Genomic DNA, 13,937 nt, shown 5'->3' with positions numbered 1-13,937 from the left:
TCTGCACAGTCGATTTCGAGTGTGCAGGGTTCTGGGAGGCTGGTTGTTACGGGTTATCCAAATCCGGGGCGTCGAAGGTGTTGCACTTGTTGATGTCACCGGTCTGGTACCCCTGAGCAAACCACTTTTGGCGTTGCGCAGAGGAACCGTGAGTCCACGACTCGGAATTGACACCGCCCATGCTTTGCTGCTGGATGCGGTCATCGCCCACAGCTGACGCCGCGGACAGAGCATCGTTGATGTCTTGCTGGGTCAATTGTTTGAGAAACGGTTGACCGTTTCCGGTGTCCTCGGACGCGTAGCGAGCCCAGAGTCCCGCATAGCAATCTGCTTGCAACTCGGTCCTGACCGCACCGGAGTCTGCTCCACGAGGATCCTGTTGCGCATAGCCCAAATACCCCAGCGAATTCTGGATGTGGTGCCCGAACTCGTGCGCGACAACATACTCCTGGGCAAGTGGACCGTTCGCGGCGCCAAACCGGTTTGTGAGTTCGTCGAAGAAGGAGAGATCGAAATAGGCTTTCTGGTCGGCAGGACAATAGAACGGACCGACGTCTGAGGACGCGGGGCCGCATGCCGTTTGGGTCTGGCCGGTGAAGAGCACGGTCTTTGGCGCCGTATATTGTTCGGAGTACTGCGCCAGATAGTCCTTCCAAAATGCGTTGAGAGAATTCGCGGTGCCGGTAATGCGGCAGTCGAGTTCGGCGTTGGCATCGGCTCCGGTAACACAGTCATCCACGCCACTGCTGCCTTGCGGAAGCTGCTGTTGTTGCTGAGACGAGTCGGCAGCGGGCCCCAAAAGGTCGGTCACGAGGTTGGGATTAATCCCGAAAAGCGACGCGACAAGCGCAATGAGCGCGACACCGCCGCCGATTCCTGCTTTCGCACCCGTGGACATGCCACGCCGATCTTCCACTTGGCTGGGGTCAAGGCGGGACCCCTCGTTGAAACTCATGAGATAGAGCCTAATTCACATTCCGAGGGTTGACAGTGGCATTCGTGTCCCCGATTTCGGTGCTTTCCCGCGGGTTTACGCGATAACAAAACCACGGCACCGTAACGAAAGCGGGTGCACAGTCAATATCCACTGTGCAGATAATGCACGTTTTAACGGCGTGTCGCGTGCGAGTCCTGCACAGTCGATATTGAGGGGGTGGGGAGTGTAGGTGTGCGGAGTGTAGGGGTGGGGGAGTAATGCGGTGGGATAGAGAGGAGGCGGCTAGTCGTCGTCGAGGCCGCGGGCCGCCAGCGCCTCACCGGTTTGCTTCGCGTAGCGCACCGTCTCCAACACGAGCGGAGTCGACCGGGCGCGCAGGTTCCGCTCCAAACCCCGTGCGCGCGCGGCGTCACGCACGGAATCATTAATCTCCAGCAGCCGCGGAATGCTCCGGAACACCAGCGAAAGCGTCAACGCGACCAGCTCGGGCCGCGCCCCAAAGCGTCGAAACGGCCGCACCGCCGCGACAATCCCATCGAGGATCTCATTCATTGGCGTCGTCCACGGGATCAATCGCGTCAAGAGCAGCGCGGCAAGAATGCCCGAGACCGTCGTCACCGCCGCAAGCCACCCCTGCGTCACCCACTGCAACCCACCGATGAAGACCATCATCACTACAACCGGAACCAGCGGGCCCAGCACAACCCGCCAGCGCACCCCGACCAGTCGCGACGCCAGCAACGCCACGAGCACCAGCACCGCATTCAGCCACAGCGACCGCACCACCAGAATCAGCACCGTCACGCCCAGCAACACCAGGAATTTTGCCCACAGCGGCGCCCGATGCACCCAGGACCGCCCCGGCACATACACACCCAAGAGCTGCGCAAAGGTGTTCACGCGAGGCTCGCCACCAGCGATGTATACGCCGCGACCGCGGCAGACGGAGCCCCGTCGAAATACACCGAACCCTCGTGAATCACGACGGTCCGCTCGGCGTCCAATGCAAATTCCAAGTCATGCGTGGCGAACACAATTTGCTGCTCGAGACCGGCAAACACCCGCCGCACCCGCTCGCGGTTCGCCATATCCAAAAGCGTGGTCGGCTCGTCCGCGACCAAGACGCTCGGCGAGGTCGCCAACACACTTGCGAGCGCCACCAACTGGCGCTGCCCGCCGGAGAGCTCGTGCACGCTACGCTCGGCCAGATCGGCCACCCCGAGCCGCGCCAACACGGCCAGAGCCCGATCCCGCCGATCCGATCCCTCACGCACGGTACGCCGCAGCGAGAGTTCCACATCCTCCAGCACAGTCGGCATCACCAATTGCGCATTCGGGTCGGTAAAAACAAACCCGACCGCACGCCGCACCGCCGCGCCGTCGCGCGCTACCGACATCCCATCTACCCGAACCAACCCCGAGGTCGGGGCCACCAGCCCATTCACGAGCCGCAGCAGCGTCGACTTCCCGGACCCGTTCAGGCCCAGCACCGACACCCGTCTCTCCGGCACCACGAGCGATACCGAACGCAACACCTGCAAGGGGGCATCGCCGTCGTACGCGGGCGGGACGGTGTAGCTGACCTCGGAAAACTCAAGCATGCGACGTCAAAAACCGCCCGTACGCCTTGTGCACCGCAAACGCAATCGCACACGCGACGACGGTCTTGATCACATCGCCGGGAAGGTACATCGCGTCGGCCGCGACGGCCGCGCCAAAGGCCAGCTGCGCATTGATCATCATGCCCAGAATACCGAGCCCGTGCACAATCACCAGGCTGCTCGCCAGGCTTGCGACCACCAACCACAAAAGCGTGAACTTCGGGCGCGCGCGCAGAATCCGGTAACCGGCCCAACCGATCACGAAGGCCGCAATCGGGAACGCGATAATGTAACCCGCGCTCGGCCCGGCAAGCACGCCAATACCGCCGCGAAAACCGGAAAATACCGGCAACCCGATGAGCCCGAGCACCACATAAAGCACGACGGCGATGCCTCCGCGGGTGCCTCCCAGCACCAACGCGGTGGTCATCACCGCGAAGGTTTGAAGCGTGATCGGCACCCCGAGCGGCCCCACCGGGATGCCGGGCAGGATGGAACACACAATGACAAAGGCGGTGAAAACGGCGATGAGGGCAAGGTCGGTGGCGCTCCAACGGCGTCGTTGGTGGGTACCGGTAGTTGCGGTGGCAGTCATAGCGAACCTCGAGGTCAGGGATGGGAAATCGTCAGAATTGAACACTATTCAATTGCCTCGCGTTGGCGCAATTCCTGTGACCTGCGGCAACTGATTCGGCTTTGCGTATCGCGCTCGCTAAGATGGACTGGCGCTCTTTTCTGCCGCGCATTTCCCAAGGAGTTTCCCATGATCACCGTGTCCAATCTCGAGTTGCGCGTTGGCGCGCGCCTGCTCATGGATGAGGTGAACTTCCGGGTCGATAAGGGTGACAAGATCGGGCTGGTGGGCCGCAATGGAGCCGGTAAGACGACGCTCACCAAGACCCTTGCAGGAGAGAACCTGCCTGCCGACGGCACCATTTCGCGTAGCGGCGAGATCGGGTACTTACCGCAGGACCCGCGCACCGGAAACCTGGATCAGCTCGCGCGGGACCGCATCCTTTCGGCGCGAGGGCTCGATGTGGTGACGCGCAAACTCAAGGATGCGCAAGCCGATATGGCAAGCGATGACACGGCGGTTCGAGACAAGGCGCTGGCCCGTTATGACCGCCTCGAGGCGCAATTCTTGGCCGGCGGGGGATACGCCGCCGAAGCCGAAGCCGCAACGATTTCCTCCAACTTGGCGCTCCCGGAACGCATCTTGGCCCAGCCGCTGCGCACCCTCTCCGGCGGTCAGCGCCGCCGCGTGGAACTTGCCCGCATTCTCTACTCGGACGCCGAAACGATGCTGTTGGACGAGCCGACCAACCACCTCGACGCCGACTCCATTACCTGGCTCCGGGACTTTTTGAAAAACCATCAGGGCGGGCTGATCGTGATCAGCCACGATGTCGAGCTGCTCGAGGCGACCGTCAACAAGGTCTTCCATCTGGATGCGAACCGCGCAACGATCGACATGTACAACCTGGGCTGGAAAAAGTACCTGGAACAGCGCGAACTCGACGAACACCGGCGCAAACGCGAGCGCGCCAACGTGGAAAAACGCGCCCAAGTCCTACTGGATCAGGCCGAAAAAATGCGTGCGAAGGCCACCAAGGCCGTCGCCGCGCAAAACATGATCAAGCGTGCCGAACGGATGCTTGGCGGCCTCGAGGCCGAGCGCGTCCAGGATCGGGTGGCGGCGCTGCGTTTTCCGAAACCGGCGCCGAGCGGGAAAACGCCGCTCATGGCCAAGGGACTCTCGAAGTCATACGGTTCGCTGGAGATCTTCACCGACGTCGATTTGGCGATCGACCGCGGCTCGCGTGTGGTGATCTTGGGCCTCAACGGCGCCGGCAAGACGACCCTGCTGCGCATGCTGGCCGGCGTGGACAAGCCGGACACCGGGGCCATCGAACCGGGGCACGGTCTCAAGATCGGCTACTACGCGCAGGAACACGAAACCTTGGACACCTCCAAAACCGTCCTGGAAAACATGCTCTCCCAGGCGCCGTCCATGCCGGACGCCGAGATGCGCTCGATTTTGGGGTCGTTCCTGTTTACCGGCGAAGACGTGCACAAAAAGGCGGGAGTTCTTTCCGGCGGCGAAAAAACACGTCTCGCGCTGGCGACGATTGTGGCGTCCTCGGCGAACGTGCTGCTCTTGGACGAGCCGACCAACAACCTCGATCCGGCCAGCCGCGCCGAGATCCTGTCGGCGCTGGAGCATTATGAGGGCGCGGTAGTCATGGTCAGCCACGATGAAGGAGCCGTCAAGGCGCTCAACCCGGAACGCATTGTGCTTCTCCCGGATGGCGTCGAAGACCTCTGGGGCGACGACTACCTCGACCTGGTTACCCTCGCCTAACGAGCGGAGAGTCGAGGCCTCAGTGGCCGCGGGTACAACTCCCTAAAGCACATTTCCCCACGCCAGGGGTGCCCTAGCCTACCGGTACCCCTGCGCGTCCAACAGCGCATCTTCCTCATCCTCGGCGGTGGGCTTGCGCGAAGGCTTCTTGCGCGGCGCTTTGATCGTGACGGCTTGATGCTGGATCCCGGCCTCTCCGAGCGCTTCGCGTTCGGCGGCCTCTTCTGCCGCCAACCGTTCGTTTCGGGCGTGCGCCCACGCCGCATACCCGTACCCGATGAACATCATGACCGCGAACGCAAACCACTGCATGGCATAGGAGAGGTGCGGTCCTTCATCGAGGGCGGGTTTGGTTTGCTGCGGCGGCATGCCCTCGGGCGGTGCCGGACTTTCCGAGGCCAGCGCACCATAGGCGCCGGTGGCGAGCGGGTAGTCCACTCGCTTCTGATAGTCCTTCAAATTGATTGACGCCAACTGCCCCTCGGGCGCTCCCCACGCTACTTCGGGCTCCCCGGGACGCACACGCGCGGTAATCGTCACCTCGCCGGTCGGCGGCACTAGAACGTTCGCCGGGCGCGCATTGTCGCTATCGCTGGGGGCCGACCACCCGCGGCTAATGATGACCGCGCTTCCGTCGGAAAGGCGGAAGGGCACCAAGGAAAGGAACCCTGGCTTCCCATTCAAAGGCCGGTTTCGCACCAAAACCGCGGCATCGCCGTCGTACGTGCCCGTCAATTGCACCGGCGTCCATTCCTGGTTCTTCTGGAAATCACTGAACGGCTGGAAATCCGGGGCGAGTTGGCGCGGCGCGGCATCATAGTTGGCCTCAATGCGCTGAATGTTTGCGACCACGGTGGCGCGCCGATCCAGCTGCCAATTGCCGAGGAACACACACACGGTCGCCAGCGCGGCGGCCAGCGCAAGATATCCTAACCACTGGCTGCTCAGCAGAAACCGGTATTGCTTGATCTTCACGCGGCGCCCTCGCGGTGCGGGAGGGTTTCGAGGTACATGTCGCGGTCCTTTAGATAGTTTTCAAGCCAATTTTTGTGCTCCGCGCAGGCGAGCCAAATCTTGCGCCGATCGGCGGTGTGGATTCGCGGATTGCGCCACACAATGTCCCACTCGGCGCGTTGACGGCAACCCTTGCGCGAGCAGATGGCTTCTGGGGCGATGGCCTCGCCCCCACCTAGCAGATTCATGCGTCCTTACCTGCAGTGTTTTCGATGACTTCGCCTTCAATGGTGATGTTCGACGGCGATGCCTCGCCTTGGGTGCCTTGGGGAGCCTCGATTTCTCCTTGCGGGAGTTGATCGATCAGCGCGTTGGGTCCCTTGCCAGTGGAGGTATCGGCGCCGGCATTGGCGAACATGACCGCAAAGAAGGGGAGGAACACGGCGCCAAGGATCGGGATAAGTTTCCACCAGCCGTCCACGACGAACACCAGAACGAGGCAAATCGCTCGAATACCCATGGCGACACCGTACTCAATCATGCGCTTTCTCATGTCGACGGTGTGGTTGCGCGTGGCATCGGTGATGGCGTGAACGGGCGCCGCCTCACGTGGGGGTTTCATGATGCACTGCTTTCGGTGGACTGCATTCCATTATTCCACCCGCGTGCCCGGTGGCGGGAAATCACGGACTCGGCGTCCGGCGTCGCCGCGATAAATGGGTGCGAACGCTAGGATGGTTCGTTGAACAGCAGTTCCGGCGACTAATTGTGTCCGGATTTCCCCCCACCATGGAGAGGTTTTGTATCGTGGCAGACGCTGCACAGGAGACGGCACCAGCAACAGGGCGATCGGTGCTCATTACCGGCGGAAATCGGGGGATTGGCCGGGCGATTGCCGATGCATTTGTGGCAAATGGCGATCGGGTTGCCGTGACTTACCGTTCCGGTGAGGTGCCAGAAGGCGTCCTCGGCGTGAAAGCAGACATGCGTGACGCCGCTTCTATCGACGCCGCATTTTCCGAGGTCGAGGCGGCACAGGGACCGGTAGAAATACTGGTGGCAAATGCGGGTATGACAAAAGACACACTTTTGTTGCGCATGAGCGAGGATGACTTCACCTCCGTCATCGACACCAACCTCACCGGCTCTTTCCGTGTGGTGCAGCGCGCCATAAAAGGAATGTTGCGTAAGCGCCGCGGCCGTATTGTGCTGATTTCATCGGTGAGCGGTTTCGCCGGTGCGCCGGGCCAGGTCAACTATGCGGCATCGAAGTCGGGGCTTTTGGGGATGGCGCGCTCGATCACTCGCGAACTCGGGTCGCGAAACATTACCGCCAACGTGGTGGCACCCGGATTCATCAACACCGACATGACTCGCGAACTGTCCAAGGAACTGCAAGACGATTACCGTTCGCGTGTTCCCGCGGACCGCTTTGGCGAGCCGAGCGAAATCGCAAACGTGGTGCGGTGGCTTGCAGGCGAGGAAGCAGGCTACATCTCCGGCGCGCTGATCCCGGTCGATGGCGGCCTCATGATGGGGCACTAAGCGCCAGGGACCGAATCCAGAACCTAGAACGGGGGATCTGGTTCGTGTAACGGTACCGGAGCCGCGTAAAAGATCGAGCCAAGTGGTGAGGTCCATTCGGTTCTGCCGTCGTCGAGTCTTCGACATCGCCAACCCAAATGGGTCTTGAGGTTGTGGTGCTTTCGGCACAGCAGCTGGAGATTTTCCGGGTTCGTCTTTCCGCCGCTGCGCCAATCCTGGATGTGGTCGGCGTCGGTGCGATGAACCGATGCACCACATCCGGGGAATTCGCAGGATTGGGTGCGAGCCATGAGGTACTCGCGCAATTTGGCATCAACGCGGTACCGGTTTTGCTCCAGTCCGAGGGCAACTCCCGTCGCCGGGTCGGTCAACATTCGGGTCAACGTCGGTGCGAGGGCTGCTATCCGGAGCGCCGATTCTGCGCTGATTTCACCAATGCCGTCCACGTGGGCTCCCACGTCTGATTCTCCGGTGAGAACCGAGTAGGGGATCGTCACGATGACGTTGGCGCGGACTCGGCCATCCAGGATGTTGTCAAGAGCGGCGGGCGCGGCGGGAGGGGCGGAGGAGCCGGCCGGGTCGACCGGTTCGGACTGAGCGAGAGTGCGAAGGGGATTCCCTGCCTCCGCATTGTCCTGATCTGTACTATCTGGATCTGCGCTGACTGGGCCCGCGCTGTATCGATCCGCGACGTGTTGATCTGTGCCGACTGGATCCGCGCTGTATAGACCTGCGTCGGCCACATTGTCGACTCGATCTAAATCGGCGTCGCGATGCGCCCCGGTATAGCCGGCGGCGCGGAGCACGCCACCGTGACCGCGCGCGAACGAACGCCCCTGCAGGATCCGTGCCGTGGCTTCCGGGTCGAGGTGCCCGCGGTCCGCCAGCGCGCCCAGGGAAGCGGTTTCGCCACAGTGGTGCCAAGGAATGCGTTTGCCGAGAAAGGGCACGGCTTTCGGGAACTCGCTGCCCACATCCATGGTCAAGGCAAACTTCGTCGCCGTCCGTGCGACCGGGTTGTCCGAGGCGCGTGGCGGCGCGAGAACCAGTGCGACAAGCGCGTCGGCCCTGATCTGTGCGGCGGTACGGGTATCGGCAGTCCGTTCCGTTTTGACGGCGGCGGCGAGGTCGTTGAGTGTGTTGTCGATGGCTACGCCGGCTTCCGCGGGCAATTTTGCGATGAGGGTGACGAGACCATCGAATTCGGGTTCCAGGTAGACCGTGCGCTTCTCGTGGGCGCGCTTGCGACGGACGCTAGATGCCTCGGGGTGAAGCGTGTTAAACACCTTTTGTGCTCGATTGTTCAGCGTCCGTAATGCGCGCCTTCCGCTGGTGACAAAATCGGTGAGCTTCGCGTCATACTCGTGCAACGTGGCGCCCACGAGGTCCGGCGCGTACCGAGTAATAGCAGAAACTTGCCACGTGGGAATGCTGCCGTGGCGCGAGAGATCGTTGAGTCGAGGCATCCGGGCGAGCTGCTCGCCCTCAAACATCAGCCCAAGCGCGAGCTTATCGCTGCATCGAAATGCAGTAGAGATCTCGGAGCTAGTCAACACACGCGCATCAATGAAGGCATTTGTGAGCGCAGCCTCGCCGTCACGAAGCGGTTGGCGGCGTTTGCGTCCGCGCGACGGGGTATCCATTTCTATCGCAATTTGGCGCACCGTGTTCTCGACGTGCAAAGAATGGCTCGCTGTCAGAATGCAGTTCTCCAGTTGGGCCTTGATAACGCTCAGGCCCTCCAGCGAATGCCCTAAACACTCGGTGGTCTGATCGAGCGAGGCGATGCTGGCCGGGGGCTGGTCCGGTGCGGAAATTCCCTGATTCTCAATGTCAGAGCCGGGTGATTCAGTGGAGGCAAGGAACTCATTCACGGCCGATGAGATGGAGGCAACGAGATGCTCAAGCGCTACCGCAAAGCCCGGCACGGCGCCGTGTTGCTCGTAGAGGGCGGTCAGATCCGCCACTGGATCTTGTGCTTCCATGAACCAAGCTTATCAGAATATCAGTACTATGCCAACTGTGCTAATTAGTACACTTCGATCGATCCGACGACCATATTAGGATGGGGGGAAACGACTTCGACTCGCACACATTGAGGAAACATGACCGAAAACCAGGCAAAGACCGCCATCGTCACCGGATCGTCTCGAGGAATTGGGGCGGTAGTCGCCAACCTGCTCGGCGAAGATGGCTACAACGTCGTCGTGAATTACCGCCAAAAAGCGCCCCGGGCCAACAAGGTTGTTGCCTCAATTGAGGACAAGGGCGGCAAAGCGGTAGCGGTGGGAGCCGACCTCACCGAGGAGTCCGGCGCGAGGGCCCTTGTCGACGCGGCTGTGGAGAACTTCGGCGGACTCGATGTACTGGTCCTCAACGCGTCCGGCGGTATGGAATCGGACATGGGAGAGGACTATGCGCTTCGCCTGAACCGTGACGCACAGGTCAACATGGCAAAGGCCGCCGCGGAAAAGATGGAGAACGGCGGGCGCATCGTGTTTGTGACCAGCCACCAGGCGCACTTCATCAACGATGTCGAAACCATGTCGGAATATGATGCGGTCGCGAAGACCAAGCGTGCCGGCGAGGACGCCCTGCGCGACCTGATTCCAGAACTCGAGTCGAAGGGCATTTCGCTCGTTGTCGTCTCCGGCGACATGATCGAGGGCACCGTCACGGCCTTGCTGTTGGACCGCGCTCGCCCTGGCGCCATCGAAGCCCGGCGGGAAGCTGCGGGCAAGCTTTACTCCGTTGAAGAATTCGGTGCTGAGGTCGCAAAAATGGTTGAGGCCGACGTCCCAAGCGGCCACACCGAGTTGGTCGGCGGCGCACAGGACTTCCTGGATCGCCAGTAGTCATCACAGCGCGACGGTAATGTCGTGCCTGCCAGAACGGCTGGAGCGCGAAACCGCGAGCTCAAGACTCGAGTTCGGCGAAAAGCCGCACCGGCGCGAGGCTCGGCAGGTCCAGTTCCACATGGGCGACCTCGCGTAACGCGGGCTTGGCATTGAACGCCACCCCAAGGCCAGCAGCTTGCACCATGGGAATGTCATTTGCGCCGTCGCCCACCGCCACGACTGATTCCGTGCCGACACCATACTTGGCCGCCCATTCCCGGAGCATGCGAGCCTTGGTGTCCGAATCAACTACGGCGCCCAGGACTCGCCCTGTGAGGTGACCGTCGACAATTTCCAGGTCGTTCGCCAGGTGCTCGTCGATGTGGGCCCGAGCTGCAAGCGGTTCCAGGATCTGCCGGAAGCCTCCGGAGACGACGGTCACCGGATGCCCAGCAGAACGAAACGCCTGCACCAACTCCAGCGCACCCGGGGTAAATTGCACTTCAGCCACCACGTCGTCGATCACCGACGCAGGCAAGCCCGCGAGGGTTGCCACCCGCTCGTGAAGGCTCTGCGCAAAATCAAGTTCACCGCGCATCGCCGCTTCGGTCACCGCGCGAACCCGGTCTTCCACGCCCGCTCGCGCGGCCAGCAACTCAATCACTTCCTGCCGGATCAGCGTGGAATCCACGTCCATGATCAGCATCTTGGGCCCAGGAGTGGCCAAAGCCCCGCCCACTAGTGCGAATTCCAGTGCGCCGACGGACTCGCTTTCCCCTCGCAATGCATCCCGCAAGGCGTCCCGCAAAGCACCCGCTTCCACCGTGCCGCCCGGCGATAAAGGTGAGGCGCCGCCGTCGTACCTCAATTCCCACACGTTCGCCTCATACCCGGCGCCGGAATCGAACTGCGAGCTGCGAATCTGCCAGCCCGCAGCCAGCGCCGCGCTTTGTACCAAACCCAGCGCGGCGTCGGGAACCGAGGCGCCAAAAACGGTCAGCCGATGCGGCGCGGCACCGGCCGGCAAAGCGTCGCGAAGCACGGCGGCAACGTCAATGGGCACGTTAACTCCTCGGCGATTTTGGGTCCGCTCGGCGTAGCGGTTTCTCACAGCGCCGCCCTTTAGCCTAGTCTCAAAGTCATGAACGTTCTTGAACTTGCCGGCGTCACCGTCATCCGAGGTCAAAAGAAGCTACTCGACTCGATTTCGCTGCAGGTCCAGGAGGGGGAGCGCTGGGTGATCCTTGGGCCCAACGGGGCGGGGAAAACCACGCTGGTGCAGATTATGGGCGCGCGCATGCACCCCACGAGCGGCGTCGTGGGCATTTTGGATGAGGTGCTGGGTGCCGTCGACGTGTTCGAATTGCGGCCGCGGATTGGCCTCGCCTCCAGCGCGTTGGCAACCCACATCCCCGAGGAAGAGACGGTGCTGAACGCTGTGATGACAGCGTCTTACGGGGTCACCGGGCGGTGGCGCGAAGAATACGAGCGCATGGACGCCCAACGAGCCTTCGATCTGCTCGAAGCCTGGGGGATGGCGCCGCTCATGGCCCGCAAGTTTGGCACGCTCTCCGAGGGCGAGCGCAAGCGGACGCAGATCGCCCGCGCGCTCATGACCGACCCTGAACTCCTGCTTTTGGACGAGCCCGGAGCCGGACTCGACCTCGCCGGACGCGAGGATTTGGTGCGCCGCCTGGGCGAACTCGCGCAGGATGAGGAAGCCCCGACGATCGTCCTTGTGACCCATCACCTTGAGGAGGTGCCCCCGGGCTTCACCCACGCGCTGCTTTTGCGCGAGGGCGGCGTGGTTGCCGCGGGTCCCATTGATGAGGTGCTCACCGAGGGGCCGCTGAGTGAGGCGTTTGACGTGCCATTGGACGTGAAGCACGACGGCGCGCGGTACAGCGCCTTTGCTAAGTCACCTTCGCGCCGCTAGGGTCGAGCGAATTCATGGATGTGCTTTCAGGGGTCCTGATTGCGCTGGCCGGGTTGTGGGCCGGAACGATCAACACCATTGTCGGCAGCGGGACGCTCGTCACGTTCCCAGTCTTGCTCGCGCTCGGGTATGCCCCGGTCACCGCGTCGATTTCCAATGCGATGGGCCTGGTTGCCGGCGGGTTTTCGGGGACGTGGGGCTACCGCAAGGAGCTGCGCGGTCAGGGGCGCACGCTCGCCAAGCTGGCGCCGGCGTCGGTGCTCGGTGCGATCATCGGATCCTCGCTCCTATTGCATTTGCCCGAATCGGTTTTCGCCATCGTGGCGCCCATTCTCATTGTGGTTGCACTGCTCATGGTGATCTTTCAACCGCGGTTGCAGCGGGTTTTGGCGGCTCGGCGAGAGAAGGTGGAGGCGCCCAAGGAGCACCCGTGGCAGTTGCTGGTGTTGGTGTTTCTGGCCGGAGTATATGGCGGCTACTTTGTGGCTGCGCAGGGCATTTTGCTGATCGGCATTTTGGGTATTTTTCTCGCCGGGACCATGCAGCAAGCCAACGCGCTCAAAACGTTGCTGACCACGCTGGTGAACGTGGTCGCCGCGGTGTCTTATTTGATATTCGCGTTTGATCGGATCGCGTGGCCGGTGGTGGCGGTGATCGCGGTGTCCTCGCTGATCGGCGGGTATTTTGGGGCGAAGATTGGGCGCAGGCTCTCGCCGGTAGTGTTGCGCACGGTCATTGTGATCCTCGGGCTTGCCGCGCTGACGAACATGTTGTTACAACTGGCGGGCGTGCTGTGAGCGGTGTCCCCGAGAGTGTCCCCGAGGGCAGCGACACCGAGAAACGTGTTGCCATAAGAGGTGTACCTGAGAGCAGGCTCACGTGGTTGGAGAGCGTTGACGACCCGCGGGTGGCCCACTACTCCCAACTGAGCGACTCGGCGCTGCGGCGTCGGGTGGAGCCGGAGTCGGGGATCTATATTGCCGAAAGCTCCAAGGTGTTGCGGCGCGCGCTCGATGCCGGGCATGAGCCGCTCAGTTTTTTTCTGGCGGAAAAGTGGGTGGACTCGCTTGCGGACGTGTTTGCGGCGTACCCGTCGGCACCCGTGTTTGTCGGCTCCGATGCGGTCCTGGAAGGCATTACCGGATTCCATTTGCATCGCGGCGCGTTGGCGGCGATGCGGCGACCCGACCCGCATTCGGTGGCGGATGTCGTGGCTAGGGCGAGCCGGGTGGCCGTTGTCGAGGACGTGGTGGACCACACCAATTTGGGTGCGATCTTCCGCAACGCGGCCGCTCTCGGTATTGAGGGGGTGATCCTGTCGCCGCAATGTGCCGATCCGCTGTACCGCAGAGCGATCCGGGTCAGCATGGGTGCCGTGTTTCAGGTACCGTGGGCGCGGGCCGAGTCCTGGCCGGATGCCCTCGGCGAGCTGTGCGAGCAGGGGTTCGAGGTCTGGGCGCTCGCTCTTGGAGCGGGTTCGGTTCCGCTCGGGAACATCCCGGCGGGCGCGGTGCAGAAGGTGGCGCTCATGCTAGGCACCGAAGGCGCGGGGTTGAGCGAGGCCGCCGTGACCCACGCCGACCGGCGAGTCGTGATTCCGATGAGCAATGGCGTCGATTCGCTGAACGTCGCCTCGGCCAGCGCCATCGCGTTCTACACCCTCTCCTCCCTCGTTTGACATCCCCCTACCGCACTTTCAGCCCCGCATACGTCTCTCGAAACGCGGTACGGGGATGCGAAACGAGGGAGAGGCACTTTGAGTGAG

General features: G+C 62.3%; 15 protein-coding genes. 6 read left to right on the top strand and 9 right to left on the bottom strand.

Going from position 1 to position 13,937, the window contains the following annotated elements:
• Nucleotides 1-46: 46 nt before the first annotated feature.
• The 4 genes from ypfJ to O148_RS0107470 form a co-directional block, all read right to left on the bottom strand.
• A complete protein-coding gene (gene ypfJ, locus O148_RS0107485) occupies nucleotides 47-955 on the bottom strand; it encodes a KPN_02809 family neutral zinc metallopeptidase (protein ID WP_026530419.1) in 909 nt (302 codons plus the stop codon).
• A gap of 264 nt (nucleotides 956-1,219) precedes the next feature.
• The gene (locus O148_RS0107480) at nucleotides 1,220-1,837 is read right to left on the bottom strand and encodes an energy-coupling factor transporter transmembrane component T family protein (protein ID WP_026530418.1); all 618 of its coding nucleotides are present in this window, start codon (nucleotides 1,835-1,837) and stop codon (nucleotides 1,220-1,222) included.
• Nucleotides 1,834-2,538: an energy-coupling factor ABC transporter ATP-binding protein gene (locus O148_RS0107475; protein ID WP_026530417.1), complete on the bottom strand. Its 705-nt coding sequence runs from the start codon at nucleotides 2,536-2,538 to the stop codon at nucleotides 1,834-1,836. Before O148_RS0107475 ends, O148_RS0107480 begins: the two co-directional genes overlap by 4 nt.
• A complete protein-coding gene (locus O148_RS0107470) occupies nucleotides 2,531-3,133 on the bottom strand; it encodes a biotin transporter BioY (protein WP_035745469.1) in 603 nt (200 codons plus the stop codon). The genes O148_RS0107475 and O148_RS0107470 overlap by 8 nt, the downstream gene beginning before the upstream one ends.
• A gap of 168 nt (nucleotides 3,134-3,301) precedes the next feature.
• On the opposite strand from O148_RS0107470, the gene O148_RS0107465 reads away from it, so the two are divergent.
• Nucleotides 3,302-4,900, top strand: a complete 1,599-nt coding sequence (locus tag O148_RS0107465; RefSeq protein ID WP_026530415.1) for an ABC-F family ATP-binding cassette domain-containing protein — start codon at nucleotides 3,302-3,304, stop codon at nucleotides 4,898-4,900.
• A 78-nt stretch (nucleotides 4,901-4,978) separates the two neighbouring features.
• Here O148_RS0107465 and O148_RS0107460 read toward each other — a convergent pair whose 3' ends face one another.
• The 3 genes from O148_RS0107460 to O148_RS0107450 are packed head-to-tail and all read right to left on the bottom strand — an operon-like array spanning nucleotide 4,979 to nucleotide 6,476.
• Nucleotides 4,979-5,875 carry an SURF1 family cytochrome oxidase biogenesis protein gene (locus tag O148_RS0107460; RefSeq protein ID WP_026530414.1) on the bottom strand — a complete coding sequence of 299 codons (897 nt, stop codon included), beginning with the start codon at nucleotides 5,873-5,875 and terminating at the stop codon, nucleotides 4,979-4,981.
• Nucleotides 5,872-6,102 (bottom strand): hypothetical protein, encoded by a 231-nt coding sequence (locus tag O148_RS0107455; RefSeq protein ID WP_026530413.1) that lies wholly within the window; start codon nucleotides 6,100-6,102, stop codon nucleotides 5,872-5,874. Before O148_RS0107455 ends, O148_RS0107460 begins: the two co-directional genes overlap by 4 nt.
• A complete protein-coding gene (locus O148_RS0107450; RefSeq protein ID WP_051619981.1) occupies nucleotides 6,099-6,476 on the bottom strand; it encodes a DUF3099 domain-containing protein in 378 nt (125 codons plus the stop codon). The genes O148_RS0107455 and O148_RS0107450 overlap by 4 nt, the downstream gene beginning before the upstream one ends.
• 185 nt (nucleotides 6,477-6,661) lie before the next feature.
• On the opposite strand from O148_RS0107450, the gene fabG reads away from it, so the two are divergent.
• Nucleotides 6,662-7,399: a 3-oxoacyl-ACP reductase FabG gene (gene fabG / locus O148_RS0107445; RefSeq protein ID WP_026530411.1), complete on the top strand. Its 738-nt coding sequence runs from the start codon at nucleotides 6,662-6,664 to the stop codon at nucleotides 7,397-7,399.
• A gap of 23 nt (nucleotides 7,400-7,422) precedes the next feature.
• On the opposite strand, the gene O148_RS17065 is transcribed toward fabG, so the two are convergent.
• Complete coding sequence (locus tag O148_RS17065) at nucleotides 7,423-9,384, bottom strand: HNH endonuclease signature motif containing protein (RefSeq protein WP_084157193.1); 1,962 nt, start codon at nucleotides 9,382-9,384, stop codon at nucleotides 7,423-7,425.
• Nucleotides 9,385-9,504: 120 nt separating this feature from the next.
• On the opposite strand from O148_RS17065, the gene O148_RS0107435 reads away from it, so the two are divergent.
• Nucleotides 9,505-10,254: an SDR family oxidoreductase gene (locus O148_RS0107435; protein WP_026530410.1), complete on the top strand. Its 750-nt coding sequence runs from the start codon at nucleotides 9,505-9,507 to the stop codon at nucleotides 10,252-10,254.
• A 61-nt stretch (nucleotides 10,255-10,315) separates the two neighbouring features.
• Here the strand turns inward: O148_RS0107435 and serB are convergent, their stop codons facing one another.
• Entirely contained in the window at nucleotides 10,316-11,299 is a 984-nt protein-coding gene (serB, locus tag O148_RS18110; protein ID WP_240470825.1) for a phosphoserine phosphatase SerB, read from the bottom strand.
• A gap of 78 nt (nucleotides 11,300-11,377) precedes the next feature.
• Between serB and O148_RS0107420 the strand changes: the two genes are divergently transcribed.
• The 3 genes from O148_RS0107420 (at nucleotide 11,378) to O148_RS0107410 (ending at nucleotide 13,850) form a co-directional block, all read left to right on the top strand.
• Nucleotides 11,378-12,172 (top strand): ABC transporter ATP-binding protein, encoded by a 795-nt coding sequence (locus O148_RS0107420; RefSeq protein ID WP_026530409.1) that lies wholly within the window; start codon nucleotides 11,378-11,380, stop codon nucleotides 12,170-12,172.
• 14 nt (nucleotides 12,173-12,186) lie between these two features.
• On the top strand, nucleotides 12,187-12,969 hold the full coding sequence (locus O148_RS0107415) for a sulfite exporter TauE/SafE family protein (RefSeq protein WP_026530408.1): 783 nt from the start codon (nucleotides 12,187-12,189) through the stop codon (nucleotides 12,967-12,969).
• A gap of 86 nt (nucleotides 12,970-13,055) precedes the next feature.
• The gene (locus tag O148_RS0107410; RefSeq protein WP_240470824.1) at nucleotides 13,056-13,850 is read left to right on the top strand and encodes a TrmH family RNA methyltransferase; all 795 of its coding nucleotides are present in this window, start codon (nucleotides 13,056-13,058) and stop codon (nucleotides 13,848-13,850) included.
• The last annotated feature ends 87 nt before the right edge of the window (nucleotides 13,851-13,937 follow it).

It is taken from the genome of Haematomicrobium sanguinis DSM 21259 (assembly GCF_000688395.1).
In the GTDB taxonomy this organism is placed as follows: Bacteria; Actinomycetota; Actinomycetes; order Actinomycetales; family Micrococcaceae; genus Haematomicrobium; species Haematomicrobium sanguinis.
Note: the sequence above shows the minus strand (reverse complement) of the source record. Positions and strands in the feature narration are given on the sequence as shown.

Bases quoted from the DNA above. Each gene is read 5' to 3' on its own strand.
- ypfJ (WP_026530419.1), bottom strand. From the start codon at position 955: ATGAGTTTCAACGAGGGGTCCCGCCTTGACCCCAGCCAAGTGGAAGAT.
- O148_RS0107435 (WP_026530410.1), top strand. From the start codon at position 9,505: ATGACCGAAAACCAGGCAAAGACCGCCATCGTCACCGGATCGTCTCGA.
- O148_RS0107465 (WP_026530415.1), top strand. From the start codon at position 3,302: ATGATCACCGTGTCCAATCTCGAGTTGCGCGTTGGCGCGCGCCTGCTC.
- O148_RS0107455 (WP_026530413.1), bottom strand. From the start codon at position 6,102: ATGAATCTGCTAGGTGGGGGCGAGGCCATCGCCCCAGAAGCCATCTGC.
- O148_RS0107420 (WP_026530409.1), top strand. From the start codon at position 11,378: ATGAACGTTCTTGAACTTGCCGGCGTCACCGTCATCCGAGGTCAAAAG.
- O148_RS0107450 (WP_051619981.1), bottom strand. From the start codon at position 6,476: ATGAAACCCCCACGTGAGGCGGCGCCCGTTCACGCCATCACCGATGCC.
- O148_RS0107475 (WP_026530417.1), bottom strand. From the start codon at position 2,538: ATGCTTGAGTTTTCCGAGGTCAGCTACACCGTCCCGCCCGCGTACGAC.
- O148_RS17065 (WP_084157193.1), bottom strand. From the start codon at position 9,384: ATGGAAGCACAAGATCCAGTGGCGGATCTGACCGCCCTCTACGAGCAA.
- O148_RS0107470 (WP_035745469.1), bottom strand. From the start codon at position 3,133: ATGACTGCCACCGCAACTACCGGTACCCACCAACGACGCCGTTGGAGC.
- O148_RS0107415 (WP_026530408.1), top strand. From the start codon at position 12,187: ATGGATGTGCTTTCAGGGGTCCTGATTGCGCTGGCCGGGTTGTGGGCC.